Below are 16,804 nucleotides of genomic sequence, written 5' to 3'. Positions count from 1 at the left end.
ACACTCCTTCTAATTTTTTGATATGCTTGGTTTAACTAAATGACACTGACATTGTCCAGGTGTACAGTTACAAGGTACGACATCCACAGCTGATTTGCGTTTCTCTTTTAATAAGGCTTCTAGCTCATCGAGATCTTGAAAACTTAATAAACTATCAGTAATGATCGTCTCAAGAACTTTTCCGACTTTTTTGCTACAAACTTTGGCCAGCATTTCTTCTGAAAGTGCCTCGATACTTTTGCGCTCTTCTACTAATGGAAAATAGTTGAATTTATTGCCATTGCGCTTCGTTCCAAGTAGACCTTTATCGACTAAACGACTTAATAATGTTTTAACTGTAGTGCTTTTCCATTCAGTCTTTTCATTTAAGATCTCAGTCACTTCTTTGCTTGTCGTTTCCTCTGTAGCCCAAGCAACACGCATAACTTCCCATTCAGCGTCAGTAATGTTTAAGGCTTTTTTCTTTTCTGACATAAAAAGTCTCCTTTTATTGATTTCTGGTCGGACTACCAGATACAACTACATGCGTAGTCGAACCTTGTATTAATAATAGCTCTTTTTTTATGGTTTGTCAAAGGGAAGATTTTATTTAAATGAAGAGCCTGAGACATAACTCAAAAAGTTATGTCTCAGGCTCTTCGTATCTGAATAAACAGCGGGAGCAAACGGTCATCCCTACTTCGAGGATCGGAGTGAAACGAGAACCGTAGTTGCAGAAGCAACTCCTTCTTATTGCTGTAAAAAAACAGCGCGGTACGAACTGATGCTTTCTCGTGAAAGACTCGTCGCAGCTAAAAATTGTTGCACAGTCCCTATTACACTACGTTTCGATTTCATCAATCTCTAAGCGTCAACAATACTAAGAATTGAAGGACTTGGTTCTCGGAGTTAAACACTTTTGTCCCAACCTCGCTCTTTGCTATAAAGATAATATTTTCACTGTTTTAATCAAATTTTCAGCAGTCAATCCGTATTCTTCTTTTAATAAGGCAGGATCTCCTGATTGACCAAAACGATCTTGAATACCGATTTTTACGATTTTTGTAGGATAATTTTCAGAAAGATATTCAGAAACAGCTGAACCAAGACCACCGATTATGCTATGTTCTTCTGCAGTAATTAACCATGGGGTTTCTTTAGCTGCCGACAATACAAGCTTTTCATCTAACGGTTTAATCGTGGAGAAATTCAAGACACGAATAGAAATTCCTGCCTTCTTTAACGCTTCTGCAGCCATTAACGCTTCTTGCACCATTAATCCAGTAGCTATTATAGTGCCATCTCCCCCTGTGGTCAGGGTCTCACCACAACCAATGTTGAAAGTTGGCTTTTCTAAATGAACTCTTGTCACTGCTAAACGACCTAAGCGTAAATAAACAGGACCCGTGTGTTCCATTATCGCTTCAATAGCAGCTTCTGTTTCTAAATCATCAACAGGATTCAAAATAGTCATTCCAGGAATCACTCGCATCAATGCAATATCTTCAATCGCTTGATGTGAACCACCATCTTCTCCTACTGTTATTCCTGCGTGGGTCGCCGCAATCGTTACATTTAAATGTGGATATGCCACGCTGTTACGAATCTGTTCATACGCTCTACCTGCGGCGAATAGTGCAAAACTACTTGCAAAAGGACGTTTTCCACCTAGTGCTAGCCCCGCTGCAGTACCAATCATATCAGCTTCTGAGATTCCCATATTGTAAAATTTATTTGGTGCTTGCTTCGCAAAAATATCTGTTTTGGTTGCAGCGGATAGATCAGCATCTAAAACAACTAAATCTGGATGTCCTTTTAGTTTTACCAAGGTTTCACCGTATGCCTGCCTTGTTGCTTTTTCCATATTATTCTGCCCCCTTTAATTCAGCTAAGGCTTTTTCTGCTTCTTCTTTTGAAGGAGCTTTTCCATGCCAGGATACTTGATTTTCCATAAAACTGACACCTTTGCCTTTAATCGTTTCGCAAACAATAACAGTTGGTGCGCTCGTTTGTTTTTTTGCCATTTGGACCGCTTTGGCAATCGACGGGATATCGTGTCCATTTGCATGAAGAACATGCCAATTGAAACTGGTGAATTTTGCACCGATATCATTAACACCCATGATTGCATCATTTGTCCCATCGATTTGCAAGCCATTGTGATCAATAAGTACAATGATCCGATTCAACTGATAATGAGCCGCACTCATCACAGCTTCCCAGACTTGCCCTTCTTGAAGTTCACCATCGCCTAGAAGAACAAAAGTATAGCAATCACTATTATCGATTTTTTTTGCTAATGCCAACCCGTTTGCAATCGATAACCCTTGCCCTAATGAACCACTTGATACGTCAACACCATATGTTTTATTCCTATCTGGATGCCCTTGCAAGTGACTGCCAAATTTACGTAATTGCATTAAATCATTCTTTGGAAAAAAGCCTTTATCTGCTAATACTACATAGAGTGCCGGCGCCCCATGTCCTTTTGATAAAACAAAATGATCTCTGTTTCTCTGTTGATAGTTTTGCGTATTGATTGTCATTTCTTGATAATATAAGGTTGTTAAAATATCGATTGCTGATAGTGAGCCACCTGGATGTCCTGAGCCTGCGGCTGCCAACGATTGAATAATCATGATTCTCAATTCTTGCGCTTTTTTCTCTAGTTTTTTCATACTACACAACCTGCTTTATTTAGTATTTTTCATTTCTTCATAAAAGACATTGAGCAACATCCACGATGATTCTGCCCCAGGATCTTTGTGCCCGATTGCGCGTTCACCAAGACGCATTGCACGACCTTTTTTAGCAATTAAAGGGATTGTGGATTCTGCACCTTTTTGCATAATTTGGATTGCTTTTTCCATCACGGTCAGATAATCATCGTCTGTTTTGTGTGCTTGTAGATAGTCAATCCCTGGCAATAATGCATCCAACATTGTTTTATCCTGCAACACTGCTTTTCCTCGGGCTTGAATAGCATCAATACCGGATTGCAGCATATCGACAAATTCTGAAAAGGTGACTTCTGTTTTTCCTTCAACGTCTTTTCCCATTTTTATAAAAAAGCTACCGTATAATGGTCCTGACGCTCCACCTACTTTAGAGAGTAGAATCATTCCAGATTTTTTAAGTAATGAGTTGATATCTTTGGTTGTTTTATCTAGCTCGTCAATCTCTTTAGAAATCCCACGGAAACCAATGCTCAAATTGATACCGTGATCCCCATCTCCAATATTAGAATCCAAAGAAGTCCAATAATCTCTTTGTTCTTCTGATAGCTCTGCCATTTTCATAAGTGAATTTCTAAAAAAGTCTTTATTTGCGATTACTGCTGTTGTCATCGTTCATTACTCCCATCTAAAATAAAATTCTTTTAGGTATTAAGTAATAATTGAAAAAACAAATTATTACTTAATACCTATATTGTTATTTGATCGTATATCCACCATCAATCACAAGATTTTCTCCAGTGATCAAGTTTGATGCATCAGTCGCCAAGAAGAGTGCACAAGCAGCCACCTCTTCTGGATAGCCGAAGCGACCAGCTGGAATTTGTTTTTTCATCTCTTCGCCCACTTGACCTACCCAAGCTTTTTTACCTAGCTCAGTCAAAATAACGGTTGGAGAAATACAGTTTACATTAATATTATATTGTGCCCATTCATAGGCTAATACTTTTGTCATCGAAACAATTGCACCTTTACTCGCGCAATATGCAACATGATTATCTAAAGCTACCATAGCAGCTTGTGATGCCATATTGATAATTTTCCCACCATTAGCATCGATCAATTCATTCCCCACTGCTTGTGCCACTAAAAAGCTACCTTTCACATTGATTGCAAATGTTTTATCCCAGTACTCTTCTGACAAGTTTTCAGCATCATCCAATAAAGCAACGCCAGCAGAATTAACTAAAATATCGATTTTCCCAAAATATTTTTTTGCTGCTGCGACAGCCGTAATCACACTATTTTTATTGGTAACATCTACTTTGATACCTAAACCCTTTTCTTCGAATTTTTCTGAAACAAGTTGCTCTGTTTCTTCTTTTATATCAAAAATGACAATTTTAGCCCCTTTTTTCACAAAAAGTTCTGCAATCGCCTCACCGATTCCACTCAATCCCCCAGTGACAATCACCACTTTATCAGCTAAGCCAAAATTTATATCATATCCTTTATAGTCCATTCTCATACTCTCCTTTTTTATAATTTCATATATGGCGTATCACATGACATATCAAGCAACTCCTTTAATTCACCGTCTAACCTAACAATTGTGATCGACATACCAACCATATCCATTGACGTTGCATAATTTCCAACTAGTGGTCTATGGATTATGATTCCTTTTTCTTTTAGCACTTCAGCAACACGGCGATAACAAACATATAGATCCATTACAGGTAACCCACCTAGACCATTGACCATCACATGATACTCTTCTCCGGTCTTTGCTTTTGCATCTTCTAAAATATAGTGCAAAAGTTGATCCACAACTTTATCTGCTGGTTCTAATTTACTTCGTTCGATTCCTGGTTCACCGTGGATGCCCATACCAACTTCCATATCGCCTTCATCCATTTGGAAAATAGCTTTTCCTGTCACTGGCAATGTGGATGAGGATAGTGCAACACCCATAGAATAAGTATTACTATTCGCTTTTTCTGCTAATTCTTTCACTCTATCTAAGTCATATCCTTTAGCAGCCGCTGCTCCTGCAACTTTAAATACTGGAACGTCTCCAGCTACACCACGACGATCTGGAATATTTTTAGCTGAGTATACATCATCTGTAATCAAGACTGTTTCAACTCTAATACCATCTTCTGCGGCAAGTTCTGCTCCCATATCAAAGTTCATCACATCTCCAGCATAATTTCCGTACATGAACAGGCAGCCTTTGCCACTATCTACAGCTTTTACAGCATCATAACAAGCATCTGGTGCAGGTGAAGTGTTGATATTACCGACAACAGAAGCATCAGCAAAATTTTCTCCTACATACCCGATAAATAAAGGTTCATGTCCTGATCCACCGCCGACGATCACGCGCACTTTGGGTTCTTCACTCATTTTTTTGCTAACAAGAACTCTTTTATTGTCAGCAAATTTGACATACTCTTCGTGGGCAGCGCAATAACCTGCTAGCATCTCTTCAACTACTTCATATCCATCATTTACTAATCTTCTCATTTAAATCTCTCCTCTGTTTTATAAAAATAATGACAATAAGAATCCACCAAGAATACCACCTGAAACTGCTGCTAAAATATTTCTATATGATTTTTTCACACTGCCTCCTGTTAATGCAGAAGCAACCCAAACACCTACGCCAGCAGATAATCCCATGTCGACCCACGCTGTTCCAGATTGTGTGATCATCGGTGTGGAAATTCCATGATTGATACACCAAATAGTTCCAACAACAAATGCCGCTGCCATCCAACCGCCAATCGCCCCCCATTGATCAACCATTTTTCCCCAGATCATCCGAACCACAAATGGAAATAAAAAACCACCTAAAATTGTTGCAATCCCTAAACTAATCGTCATTTTTTATTCTCCCCTTTATTCCGTTTCTGCTAAACGATCCAATTCTTTTCCCGTCATGCCAGGCTCTGGTGCAGTTTCTTCATACTCGTCATCTTTTGCCATATTTTTTTCAAACGCTGCAGCGACAATTCCGCCAAGAATCGCACCGACTACAACTAAACCAATTGTTGGTAATGAAGATACTAGGCTCTCAGTTCCATTCATAAATGTATCCCGCATAATTCCACATACGCCGATCGCTAGCCCCATATCAACAAATGCAGCATCATCTTTATTTCCTACTAAGTTAACAAAATGATTCATAAACCACATCGGACCAATAATGATAAAAGCTGCTAAGTAACCACCAAAAATTCCAAAAGCACCTAACTGTCCCCAGACTGCCATCACTAACATTCCAGCAATTGTGTAGCCAACCAATCCTCGTATGAACTTCATTGTTTTGCTCCTTTTCTTTTATAAATGACTTAACTCTGCAACAACTAATTGTTTGTTTTGTGAAACGGACGCTTGAACAGCAGCAGCAAAAGCACCTTCTACTAATGGACAATCCATGATTTCTACCTTCCCTTTTAATCCATCATCTTCAATCAAATCGATGGCTGTTTCCGAACTCAAAATAGCGCTTCCAATATCGCAGAAAATCAAAATATGGTCGCAATCCTGACAAGCCTCTATATAGTCCATAATCATGACTGAATTCGTTCCTAAGCGTCCATCGCCTGTACCACCTGCTGAAATAACCCTAACGCCCTCTAATTCACCTGTCATTTCTTCAATCATTTCTTTTGTTCCATCTGTAATTTTTTGACTATGAGAGACCAATATTATTCCAAACATCCCTAAACCTCCTTGATCATTTTGACTGTCTTAACGATGTTCGCATAACGTTCAGGATCATGACCAAATCGCCCGACAAAAACTCCATCAACATTTTCATTCGAAACAATCAACTGAACATTTTCTTGTGAAACTGAACCACCATAAATAATACGCATTTTTTGAGCTATTTTATGTGAATAAAGCGTTGTTAAACATTCTCTAATAGCAGCATGAACGGCATGGACGTGAACTGCACTAGCTGCTAGTGTTTTCCCAACTGCCCAAGCTGGCTCATATGCTAAAATAACTTTTTCAGCTTGGTCTTTAGGAACTTGGTTAAGCGCTAAGAATAATTGCTTCATTAATAAATTTTTTATTTCTTGGTAATCGTCACTATGATCCAATTCTCCAATACAAAGAACAGGGGCCACCCCTTTTTCTAAAGCCAATAATACTTTTTGGTTGATCAAGTCATCACTTTCACCAAAAATCGCCCGTCGTTCTATATGTCCTAATTCTACATACGTTCCCTCCATATCCAGTAACGAATCAATCGAGAATTCTCCTGTATATGCACCATAAGCAACAGGGGCCATATTTTGAGCACCTAAACCAATCTTAGAATGCTTAATCATTACTGAAACTGGATAAAGAACACCCATCCCTGGACACATAAATTGCTCCACTTCTTCGACTTGCCCTGTTAACTCAGAAATCCTTTTAGCAAATCGTTGAGCTTCCTTGATCTGATTTTGATACATTTTTAAGCTAATTCCTACGATAGGTTTTCTTTTTGTCATCACTAGCTCCTCCTACCCTTTACTCAGACCTCTTGGAGTAGCAATTATTCCAAGAGGTCAGGTCTTCATTTACTTTGTAAAATTTTCCCAGTCATTCATAAATGCTTTGATTCCAGCATCCGTTAAAGGATGAGACCACAGTTTTGGAAAAATACTTCCAGGAATCGTTGCTATATCTGCTCCTAATTCTGCCACATCTTCGACATGCTTCAAATTTCGAATGCTGGCTGCTATAATTTCAGTAGCATAACCATACTGATCCAGGACATTTCTTAAATTTTTGATTAAAGCTAAGCTATCTGTGCCGATATCATCTAGTCTACCCACAAACGGACTGATAAATGTTGCCCCTGCTTTTGCTGCCATCAATCCTTGTGCAACGGTAAAAACCAACGTCACATTTGTTTGTATATTTTCTTCACTTAAAATATGAACCGCTTTCAATCCTGCTTCTGTCATAGGGATTTTTACAACAACATTGTCGGCCCATTTAGCTATATCTCTAGCTTCTTGGATCATGCCTTGCGTATCTAGTGCGATGACCTCAGCGCTTACAGGACCTTCTACCAGTTCACAAATCTCAACAATGACTTCTTTAAAGTCTCTTCCTTCTTTAGCGATGATTGTTGGATTAGTTGTCACACCATCTACTAAACCAAGCTCATTGATTCTTTTGATTTCTTCAGTATTGGCTGTATCAAGAAAAAATTTCATTTATCCGGCTCCTTTTCTTTGCATTTTTATTTGGCAACTTCTGATTCTTTTTGCATAATTTGATCAATTTTACGTGCAGAATTCCCGCCTTCAAACTTGACAGAAAGATATTCCGAAACAACTTTCTTTGCTACTTCTATTCCAATAACTTTTGAGCCCATTGTAATGATTTGCGCATTGTTACTTAACTGGGCACGTTCTGCAGAATAGGTATCATGACATTGTGCTGCCCTAACCCCTGGAACTTTGTTAGCGGCCATCGCCATGCCAATACCTGTTCCACAAACTAAGATACCTCGTTCAATTTTTCCATCATTAATACCATTTGCTACCTCAAAAGCAATAGAAGGATAATCTACTTCTTCTGGTGAAAAACAGCCAAAATCGATGACTTCTATTCCTAAAGTTTCTATATGTTCTTTTAATTGAGTTTTCATTTCAAATGCATTGTGGTCTGAACCGATCCCGATTTTCATTTTCTCCACCTCTTTCTTTGTATACACTCATATTAACTTTTAACTTTCGTTTTGTCAACGTTTATTTTCGTTTGTTTTCGTTTTTGGTTTAAAAGAGAAATATCGAAAGTATGAAGATACGGTTTCGACACGTGAATATACTTGCAAAAAAAACCTTTTTCAGCAAATCCACCTTATGTATCTTATCAGCAAATAGTTTCATATTTTCTTAAAAAAACAAAAAAACGAAAGTAAATGGCAGTATATTTGTCATTTCATAGCCAATCCTGTATACTTTAGCTAACAAAAGGAGTTAAGGAGGAAGGTAAAATTGTATACAGACCAACGAAGAGAGAAGATTTTGTCCCTATTACAGGAACAAGAGTCTGTATCTGTTAACGGGTTAACAGAAGTTTTAAATGTCTCACGAGCCACGATTCGCTCTGATCTAAATTATTTAAGTAAAAATAATCTTTTGATTCGTACACATGGCGGAGCAATTCGCAGTAAAGAAGATGAAACACTTAAAATCGACAAAAATTATGATATTCGTAAACAAAAGAATATAGATAAAAAGGCACAAATTGCTAAAAAGGCATTAGCTTATATAAAATCAGGCGAGTGTATTGTCTTAGATGCCAGCTCAACTTGCTATGAACTGGCTAAATTAATCGATCAATCTGATTTAAAATTAACGATTTTGACCAATGGTATTCGTACAGCATCTTTATTGAAGGAAAACTATAATTTGACGGTAATTTTAATTGGTGGCGTTGTTAAAGGTTCATCCAATGCTGTTGAAGGGATTTTGGGTATTGAAATTTTGAAGAAACTAAATATCGATACTTTATTCACCTCAGCTTATGCTATTTCTTCATCCGAAGGTCTATCGGATTTCAATCTTTATGAAGTTGAATTAAAGAAACGCATGGTGGAAATTGCACCACATACGATTGCTTTGATCGACAGCACTAAATTTGAGAAAAAATCTATTGCGACATTTGCAAAATTGAATCAGTTAGAAGTCCTGATCACTGATGACCAATTGTTGCAGGAAGTAAAAAAACATTACGAAAATGATGTTGAAATTTTGTAAAAAAATAACTATTTCGTGTCAGTGAAAGACACGAAATAGTTATTTTTTCTTATAAATTAAAATGTTAAACGATAGACTCTCTTCTTGTATACGTTGTATACACCATATCATTCTTCACATAAACTTGGTCTACCTTCAAATTCACCGGTCCATTGAATTCATTAAATAAACAAATCCCTTTCCCTAAAATCGTCGGAATTGTCGTAAGAATATAAGTATCAATCAAATTTGCTTCGACTAAAGGTGCAATAATACTTGCTCCGCCAACGACCCAAATCGCTTCACCCTCTTGCTCTTTCAATTCTTGAATTAACTCAACAGGTCCTTGACTTGTAAAGAATAGCTTTTCAGTATTTTGATCTGGTTGACTTGTGATAATGTAAGATGATTGCTCTTCATATGGATATTGATCAACCGCCAATTCATTGACTACTTGATCATACGTTGTCCGTCCCATCACTACTGTATCGATCTTTTCCATCAATTCTTGATAACTAGTATCCTCTTCCACTAATTCAATCCCGCCGCCTAAAAAATCAATACTGCCATCTGGTTCAGCGATATACCCATCGACACTTGCTGCAATGTACAAAATAACTTCTCTACTCATTAAAAACCTCCTAATTTAAAAGCGGAACAAATCAGTTAATCCTGTAGAAAATTATGAAATTGACATTGAAACGTTCTTTGTTTCACTGACAATTTATCTATTTTCCTAAGGATTAATTTGTGCAGCTTGGTCAACACCGATAATACTAAAGTATGTATCTTCCTTGAATTATTTATTGTACCCGTTTTATCAATTTCGTCAACCAGTTTGTCTAAAAAAAGAAGTATAGTTGAACTGAAGAGTATTCCTTCTTTCAACTATACTTCTTTTCTTAGTTTTGCTTTGTAACCATCTTTTAGAATAGCTTGTCTTGTTGTTTCACCTAAACAGTATAGCATCGGCATTTCTCTTATCTTAACTTCTTTATAAACGGATAAAAACCGTTGCCATAAGGATGGACTTGCTAAATAAACTGCAGCTATTCTTTCCGTTTGTAATTGCTTTCGTAGTAACTGTTGATTTTCTTTTGGAAAGTCATTATCGTAAAGGATTGGCGTAAATAACCGATGCCCTTTAGCGACTAATTCTGCTTCACCAATGTTATCAGCTAAATTACTTTTGGGATAAAAAATCGTAGTTGGTTCTAAATAACTGGCTGCCCATCTCTCAAATAAGTTCTTTTTAGTTGCACATGGCGCTTGGAATGTTGTCTCTACCTGATTCGCGAAAAGCACCTGAGCAGTCTTCTCACCGATCACAGCAAATTTTTTCATCTCAATCTCTTTTTGACTTATTTGCTGAAAAAAGAACTCCGCTGCATGTTGACTTGTTAAAAAAATCCACTCACTCTGTTTCACCATTATATCAAATGATTGATCTAAAACTCTTTTTTTCAATTCAATCAATGGAATTTCAACCGTCTCAAATCCTTTTTGCTGAAAATACAAACGATCCTCTTCGTTATCTTCTATCAAACGTGTTAAAAGAATTTTATTCATATTGATTCCTGATTCATTTCAGTTAACAACGTTCTGGCTACTTGCGTTCCAACACCCTCTATTTCTTGAACAGTCACACTTTTAGTGAAGGATTGTTGTAACTCCTTATCTCCTAAAAACCCTGAAAAGCGGTAACCATTTTGCTCTTGACTAGCGAAAGCACCAATAGGAATATCACAATTTCCATTTAACATCGCTAAAAAGTCACGCTCTTCCATAACTAATTTTCTTGTTAATAAATGATCGATTGGTTTTAAAAAATCGTTCATCGCTTGATCTTGGCTACGACACTCTACAGCTAAAGCACCTTGTCCTACCGCTGGAATACATTGCTCACAGGTTAAAATAAGGTAAGGATGGGTGGGTACTGCAAACCAATCTAAACGTTTTAAACCAGCAACAGCCAACACGATCCCGTCTAAGCTTTGCTCTTCCATCCGCTTCAAACGAGTTCCAACGTTGCCTCGAATCGATTCAACTTGAATACCTTCACGCAAATTTTTCATTTGGAATTCCCGCCGTAAACTACTCGTTCCAATTCTAGCACCAAACGGTAATACTTCCAAAGTATTTACTTCTCGAAAAATCAAACAATCAGCTGGATCACTTCGCTCTGGAATCGCAGCTAGCGTCAATCCATCTGCAACTTTTGCCGGCATATCTTTTAAGCTATGGACCGCAAAGTCAATCGAACCTTTCAACAAAGCTTGTTCTACTTCATTGATAAATAATCCTTTTCCACCGATTTTAGCAAGACTAACAGAAAGCATCTGATCTCCTTTGGTCGTCATCGGAACGATCTCAACTGGAAAATCACCATGAACTTCTTTTAGTAACGCTAACACGATCATTGTTTGTTTCATTGCTAAGGGACTATTTCTGGTACCGACACGGACGGTTTTCATTCTACTTACTTCCTTTTTCTTTTCTTATCTTCTAATCATACTAGATTTCATTTTTTTGACAACTGCCCAGTACCGACTTTATAGGCTAAGAAATAGAGACCAGCTACAAAAAAGCCGCCACCAATAATATTGCCTAAGTAAACACTAACCATATTTTGCCCAAACGCTGACCAAGTATTCCCACCTAAAAGAATCCCCATTGGAATCAAAAACATATTGGCTACAACGTGCTGGAACCCACAAATCACAAAACCCATGATCGGCAGGAAAATCCCTACAATTTTTCCAATAAAATCTTTTGCTGCAAAATTCAAATAAACAGCTGTACTGACTAAAAAGTTACACGCAATACCTGAAAGAAAGCCTTGTAAAAAGGTATCTTTCGTTCTTCCCAGTGAAACTTGGATCGCACGCTCAGCAAAATCACCTTGTAAGGCTCCACTTAAATAACCAAAGAAGTACGCGACAAATAATGAACCAAGCAAATTAAAAATCGTCACGATCACAATATTTCTCAGCCATTCTTTGCCACTGATTTTTCTAGCGAACAATGCCATCGAAACGACCATCATATTCCCTGTAACTAATTCTCCTCCAGCTAATAACAAACAAATCAAGCCAAAAGGAAAAACTGCAGCACCGATCACATTAACAAGTGACCCCCATTCTTTCGGCATCGTTCCCATCGCCCGAATCATTGCAATCCCTGCAACAGCAATAAAAACCCCTGCTAAAAACCCTAATACCGCCAAAGTCAAAAAACTAGCTCGCGCTTTTTGAACCCCTTTTTCAATTGTAACATCAACTATTTCTGGTGGTTGAAGTGAACTCATATTTTACCTCCTAATTTAGAAGCGGAACGGGTTCGTTCAGCTCCGACTGGAAAATAGGAAAAATCGATTGTGGTGCTTTTTACCACAAACTATTTTTATCTTTTTCCCGAGAAGCTAGCCCGTGTAGCTAGATAACACATGGTAACAACGTTCCGCTTCGCTGCACCTTGTACCAAGTCTTTTCATGCGACGAGTAATCGCAGGAGCATTCAACATCAACTCATTTCTTCGTTGTGTTTCTTGGCATGTTTCAAAACAAAAGCCTAGCTAGACAATTCCCTTAATTAAAACATCCCACTCTTTTTCATACATTATTGCTAATTTTTGATCTAAATACACTACTTCATCAAAATAATGATCACTTAAATACCGCTGATGCACCTCATCAAAGCGCTGATCCCGCTGTTCACCAACTTGAATGGCATAAACATCGGCTCCTTGCTGTGTATAAGTAATAATCGTTTCAAAATCGATTGTTTTTGTATCGATCAACACTATTCTGTGTCCAAATAATGGCAATTGTTCAAACCAATCGGCACCATTTCGGCAAGAAACAACCTCTCCTATAATAATCAACGCCGGGTTTTGAATTTGATGCGTTTTAATTGCGTTGATCATCGTTTCAACGGTTGCCGTAATCGTACGCTGACGACCTAAGCTGCCCCATTCGATGATTGCCACTGGTAATTCCTTTGAACACCCTTGTTCTAAAAGTTTTTGCTGTGTACTTGCTACCTGCTCTACACCCATATATAAGCACATTGTACCGTTTTCCGTTAACCCTTTAAAATCCAGCATCTCACCTGCTTGGCGATGAGCGGTTGCTAACGTTACTTTACTGCTATGGTCACGATGCGTAAGCGGAATGCCACTGTAACTGCTAGCAGCTGATGCAGCAGTTACTCCAGGGACGATTTCATAGCTGATGCCTTCACTTTTAAGTGTGGTGATTTCTTCACCAACTCGACCAAAAATACCAGGATCACCGCCTTTCAATCGAACGATAAGCTGATTCTTCCGTCCCTCTTCTAACAATAATTGATTAATATTTTTTTGCTTTAACACATGATTTTTGGGGTACTTCCCACTATAAATAAAGCGTGCTGAATCTTTTGCCAAATAGAGCAAAACTGGGTGAACCAGCCGATCGTAGATAATCACATCAGCTGATTCCAACACGCGTTTCCCTTTTAATGTTAGTAGTTCTGGATCTCCTGAACCAGCCCCGACAAAATAGACTTTCCCCATCGCTACACCATAATATAAACGAGATCTGCTTCAACAATCGTTTCATAAGAACGAACACAGCCTTCATCTGGTTCTTGTACTTGTCCGTCATTCAAATTGATTTTATAGTCATGCAATGGACAAAAAACATACTCTCCTGAAACCGTTCCTTCAGCTAATGGTCCTTGTTTATGTGGGCAAACATTTTCAATTGCTTTGATACGATCATCACTTAAGCGAAAAACAGCAATTTTTTGCTCTCCAACAATAACTTCTTTCCCCATTCTAGGGGCTAAATCGGCTAATTGACCGACCAAAATTTTCTCCATATTTATACTCTCCCCACTGTATATAATTCTTGGCGTGTTTGGGCATCTTCCACGACTTCATCCCAAGGATTTCCACGACGTCCAGTGACTGCTGTATCTAATGCAGCCAATAATTCTTGGCGTTTTTCTGGATCTAATAAAACATCTTTCACAAGCTCAAAGCCCATACGTTCTATCCACGGAGCCGTTCGTTCAGCATAAATACCCGTTTCACGATAATATTGCAGCATTGCTCCACAAATATCGATGACTTCTTGTTCTGTTTCAACTGTTGTTAGTAAAACTGCTTCCTTGACTTCCGTTCCACCATTACCACCAACATAAATTTGGAAACCATTGTCCACACCAATAATTCCAAAGTCTTTTACTCCGCTTTCTACACAGCTTCTTGGGCAAGCGGATACACCCATTTTAAATTTATGAGGGGTATCGATAAACTCATATCGTTGCTCTAATTTGATTCCTAGTCCCATTGAATCTTGAGTCCCAAATCGGCAGAAATTTGCGCCAACACAGGTTTTCACTGAACGAACCGCTTTTGCATAAGCTCCCGCTGATTTCATCTCTAACTCTGCCCAAATTTTTGGTAAGTCTTCTTTTTTCACCCCGTATAACCCAATCCTTTGGCTACCTGTGACTTTAACCATTGGCACATCATATTTTTCTGCAACTTTGGCAATCAATAGCAATTGTTGAGGATTCGTTTTCCCACCGCGCATTCTTGGTATTACAGAAAATGTACCGTCATTTTGAATATTAGCGTATAGACGTTCATTGACATAACGGGATTCTTTCTCATCTTCGTGTTCTTTAGGCCATGCTACATTTAAATAGAAATTGATCGCAGGTCGGCATTTTGGACACCCTTCTGGATTGCTAAAATTCAGTTCACGATAAACTTCAGTAGAAGAAGTTAACTTTTTCGCATAGATTTGGGTGACAATTTGATCTCTTGTTAAATCAGTACATGCGCAAATTCCAGTTGGTGCAGAAACGACCTCACCACCTAAAGCATAAGCCAAAACATCGCCAATCACTGATTTACATTTTCCACAAGATCCGCCAGCTTTGGTATGTTTGGTCACATCTGCCACTGAGGTCAAGTCTTTTTCATTGATTGCCGTCATGATCGTTCCTTTATCGATTCCGTTACAACCGCAAATTACTTCATCATCCGGCCATTCACTGACATCTGTACTGGCTTCTTCACCCACCATATGCAAAAGAGAAACAGGCGTATATTCTTCAATACTTTCATTTTTCCTCAAAATATTATAATAGCGATTACCTTCACTGGTATCTCCATAAAGAACCACACCAACAACTTGATTCTCTCTAACAAATATCTTTTTATACGTATAATTGATGCCGTCAAATGCTTCGATACTGTTGATTCCTTCTGTTTCTCTGATATTCCCTGCAGAATATAGATCACAGCCAGATACTTTTAACGAAGTAAATGTCGTACTGCCTTGATAAGGTTTCGTTTCTTTGTCGGTTAATACATCTGCCAACACTTTTCCTTGTTCAAATAAGGGCGCAACTAAACCATAAACATTGCCATTATGCTCCGCACATTCTCCAACAGCAAAAACATCTGGGACATTCGTTTTCATAAAGTCATCCACAACAATGCCACGGTTCACTTCGATAGTGGTGGTTCTTGCTAAGGTCGTTTCTGAACGAATCCCAATCGACATTACGACTATGTCTGTTTCAATCGTCGTTCCATCACTAAAAGCTAAACCTGTAACCCGAGTCTCGCCAAGAATTTTTTGTGTCGCTTTTTCCATTAGAAATTTTAATCCTTGTTTTTCTAAATCAGCCTGGAGCATTCTCCCTGCTTTTTCGTCTAATTGCGTTTCCATCAGCCATTTTTCCAAGTGGACAACCGTAACATCCATTCCTTGATCTAGTAATCCTTTAGCCGCCTCTAAACCAAGTAACCCGCCGCCAATCACAACTGCTCGTTGATATTTTTGAGCAGCCTCAAGCATATTTTCAGTATCATCAATTGTTCTAAAGCCAACAACACCGGTTAATTGCGCACCTTCAACAGGTAAGATAAACGCTCTTGAACCTGTGGCTAGTATGCATTTATCATAAGAAATTTCTTTGCCTGAACTTGTACTGATTGTTTTATTATTTGGATCCATTTTAACTGCAGGATCGTGATTGATCAGTTCTATATGGTTTTCTTCATACCATTCCAGTGGATTGGTAATAATCTCTGAAACAGTCACTTTCTTTTGTAAGACGTTACTTAACATGATCCGATTATAGTTTGGGTATTTTTCTTCTCCGATAATCGTGATTTGATAGCGATTAGGGTCACGGTCTAAGATTTCTTCGATCGTTCGGACACCAGCCATTCCATTTCCAATTAAGACAAGCTTTTCTTTCATTTTATGTCGATTCTCCTTTTGTGATATTTTGAGCAATCAATTTGATGCTTTGTCTTTTTTAGAATAGCAAGAATGAAAGGGGATGACTATTAGGGAATTGCCTAATAACGATAGAGTTTGGATTCGA

At 38.2% G+C, this 16,804-nt stretch carries 20 protein-coding genes; 1 reads left to right on the top strand and 19 read right to left on the bottom strand.

Annotated features, from left to right (window positions below):
* Nucleotides 1-9: 9 nt before the first annotated feature.
* From A5819_RS09335 to rpiB, 12 genes are all read right to left on the bottom strand, one after another.
* Nucleotides 10-474 (bottom strand): CopY/TcrY family copper transport repressor, encoded by a 465-nt coding sequence (locus tag A5819_RS09335; RefSeq protein WP_086278540.1) that lies wholly within the window; start codon nucleotides 472-474, stop codon nucleotides 10-12.
* A gap of 445 nt (nucleotides 475-919) precedes the next feature.
* The gene (locus A5819_RS09330; RefSeq protein WP_086278539.1) at nucleotides 920-1,843 is read right to left on the bottom strand and encodes a transketolase family protein; all 924 of its coding nucleotides are present in this window, start codon (nucleotides 1,841-1,843) and stop codon (nucleotides 920-922) included.
* Between the two features lies 1 nt (nucleotide 1,844).
* On the bottom strand, nucleotides 1,845-2,657 hold the full coding sequence (locus A5819_RS09325) for a transketolase (protein WP_086278538.1): 813 nt from the start codon (nucleotides 2,655-2,657) through the stop codon (nucleotides 1,845-1,847).
* A 15-nt stretch (nucleotides 2,658-2,672) separates the two neighbouring features.
* On the bottom strand, nucleotides 2,673-3,326 hold the full coding sequence (dhaL, locus tag A5819_RS09320; RefSeq protein WP_086278537.1) for a dihydroxyacetone kinase subunit DhaL: 654 nt from the start codon (nucleotides 3,324-3,326) through the stop codon (nucleotides 2,673-2,675).
* Nucleotides 3,327-3,411: 85 nt separating this feature from the next.
* Nucleotides 3,412-4,176, bottom strand: a complete 765-nt coding sequence (locus tag A5819_RS09315; protein WP_086278536.1) for an SDR family oxidoreductase — start codon at nucleotides 4,174-4,176, stop codon at nucleotides 3,412-3,414.
* A 17-nt stretch (nucleotides 4,177-4,193) separates the two neighbouring features.
* Nucleotides 4,194-5,183 carry a dihydroxyacetone kinase subunit DhaK gene (locus tag A5819_RS09310; RefSeq protein WP_086278535.1) on the bottom strand — a complete coding sequence of 330 codons (990 nt, stop codon included), beginning with the start codon at nucleotides 5,181-5,183 and terminating at the stop codon, nucleotides 4,194-4,196.
* A gap of 18 nt (nucleotides 5,184-5,201) precedes the next feature.
* The gene (locus A5819_RS09305; protein WP_086278534.1) at nucleotides 5,202-5,543 is read right to left on the bottom strand and encodes a hypothetical protein; all 342 of its coding nucleotides are present in this window, start codon (nucleotides 5,541-5,543) and stop codon (nucleotides 5,202-5,204) included.
* A gap of 15 nt (nucleotides 5,544-5,558) precedes the next feature.
* Complete coding sequence (locus A5819_RS09300) at nucleotides 5,559-5,981, bottom strand: hypothetical protein (RefSeq protein WP_086278533.1); 423 nt, start codon at nucleotides 5,979-5,981, stop codon at nucleotides 5,559-5,561.
* Nucleotides 5,982-5,999: 18 nt separating this feature from the next.
* The gene (dhaM, locus tag A5819_RS09295) at nucleotides 6,000-6,383 is read right to left on the bottom strand and encodes a dihydroxyacetone kinase phosphoryl donor subunit DhaM (protein WP_086278532.1); all 384 of its coding nucleotides are present in this window, start codon (nucleotides 6,381-6,383) and stop codon (nucleotides 6,000-6,002) included.
* 2 nt (nucleotides 6,384-6,385) lie between these two features.
* A complete protein-coding gene (locus A5819_RS09290; protein WP_086278531.1) occupies nucleotides 6,386-7,165 on the bottom strand; it encodes a triose-phosphate isomerase family protein in 780 nt (259 codons plus the stop codon).
* 69 nt (nucleotides 7,166-7,234) lie between these two features.
* Complete coding sequence (fsa, locus tag A5819_RS09285) at nucleotides 7,235-7,879, bottom strand: fructose-6-phosphate aldolase (RefSeq protein WP_086278530.1); 645 nt, start codon at nucleotides 7,877-7,879, stop codon at nucleotides 7,235-7,237.
* 26 nt (nucleotides 7,880-7,905) lie between these two features.
* A complete protein-coding gene (gene rpiB, locus A5819_RS09280; protein WP_086278529.1) occupies nucleotides 7,906-8,355 on the bottom strand; it encodes a ribose 5-phosphate isomerase B in 450 nt (149 codons plus the stop codon).
* Nucleotides 8,356-8,665: 310 nt separating this feature from the next.
* Here rpiB and A5819_RS09275 point away from each other — a divergent pair, with 310 nt between their 5' ends.
* Nucleotides 8,666-9,430: a DeoR/GlpR family DNA-binding transcription regulator gene (locus A5819_RS09275; RefSeq protein ID WP_086278528.1), complete on the top strand. Its 765-nt coding sequence runs from the start codon at nucleotides 8,666-8,668 to the stop codon at nucleotides 9,428-9,430.
* A 64-nt stretch (nucleotides 9,431-9,494) separates the two neighbouring features.
* On the opposite strand, the gene A5819_RS09270 is transcribed toward A5819_RS09275, so the two are convergent.
* From A5819_RS09270 to nirB, 7 genes are all read right to left on the bottom strand, one after another.
* Nucleotides 9,495-10,040 carry a dihydrofolate reductase family protein gene (locus A5819_RS09270; protein ID WP_086278527.1) on the bottom strand — a complete coding sequence of 182 codons (546 nt, stop codon included), beginning with the start codon at nucleotides 10,038-10,040 and terminating at the stop codon, nucleotides 9,495-9,497.
* A 257-nt stretch (nucleotides 10,041-10,297) separates the two neighbouring features.
* On the bottom strand, nucleotides 10,298-10,978 hold the full coding sequence (locus A5819_RS09260; RefSeq protein WP_086278525.1) for a uroporphyrinogen-III synthase: 681 nt from the start codon (nucleotides 10,976-10,978) through the stop codon (nucleotides 10,298-10,300).
* Nucleotides 10,975-11,883, bottom strand: coding sequence for a hydroxymethylbilane synthase (gene hemC / locus A5819_RS09255; RefSeq protein WP_086278524.1), 909 nt, complete (start codon nucleotides 11,881-11,883; stop codon nucleotides 10,975-10,977). Before hemC ends, A5819_RS09260 begins: the two co-directional genes overlap by 4 nt.
* 47 nt (nucleotides 11,884-11,930) lie before the next feature.
* A complete protein-coding gene (locus A5819_RS09250; protein WP_086278523.1) occupies nucleotides 11,931-12,716 on the bottom strand; it encodes a formate/nitrite transporter family protein in 786 nt (261 codons plus the stop codon).
* A gap of 267 nt (nucleotides 12,717-12,983) precedes the next feature.
* Nucleotides 12,984-13,964, bottom strand: coding sequence for a uroporphyrinogen-III C-methyltransferase (gene cobA, locus A5819_RS09245; protein WP_086278522.1), 981 nt, complete (start codon nucleotides 13,962-13,964; stop codon nucleotides 12,984-12,986).
* A 2-nt stretch (nucleotides 13,965-13,966) separates the two neighbouring features.
* On the bottom strand, nucleotides 13,967-14,272 hold the full coding sequence (nirD, locus tag A5819_RS09240) for a nitrite reductase small subunit NirD (RefSeq protein ID WP_086278521.1): 306 nt from the start codon (nucleotides 14,270-14,272) through the stop codon (nucleotides 13,967-13,969).
* Nucleotides 14,273-14,274: 2 nt separating this feature from the next.
* A complete protein-coding gene (gene nirB, locus A5819_RS09235; RefSeq protein WP_086278520.1) occupies nucleotides 14,275-16,677 on the bottom strand; it encodes a nitrite reductase large subunit NirB in 2,403 nt (800 codons plus the stop codon).
* Nucleotides 16,678-16,804 lie beyond the last annotated feature (127 nt).

Origin of the sequence: Enterococcus sp. 7E2_DIV0204 (assembly GCF_002140855.1) — a bacterium.
Lineage (GTDB): Bacteria > Bacillota > Bacilli > Lactobacillales > Enterococcaceae > Enterococcus_L > Enterococcus_L lemimoniae.
Note: the sequence above shows the minus strand (reverse complement) of the source record. Positions and strands in the feature narration are given on the sequence as shown.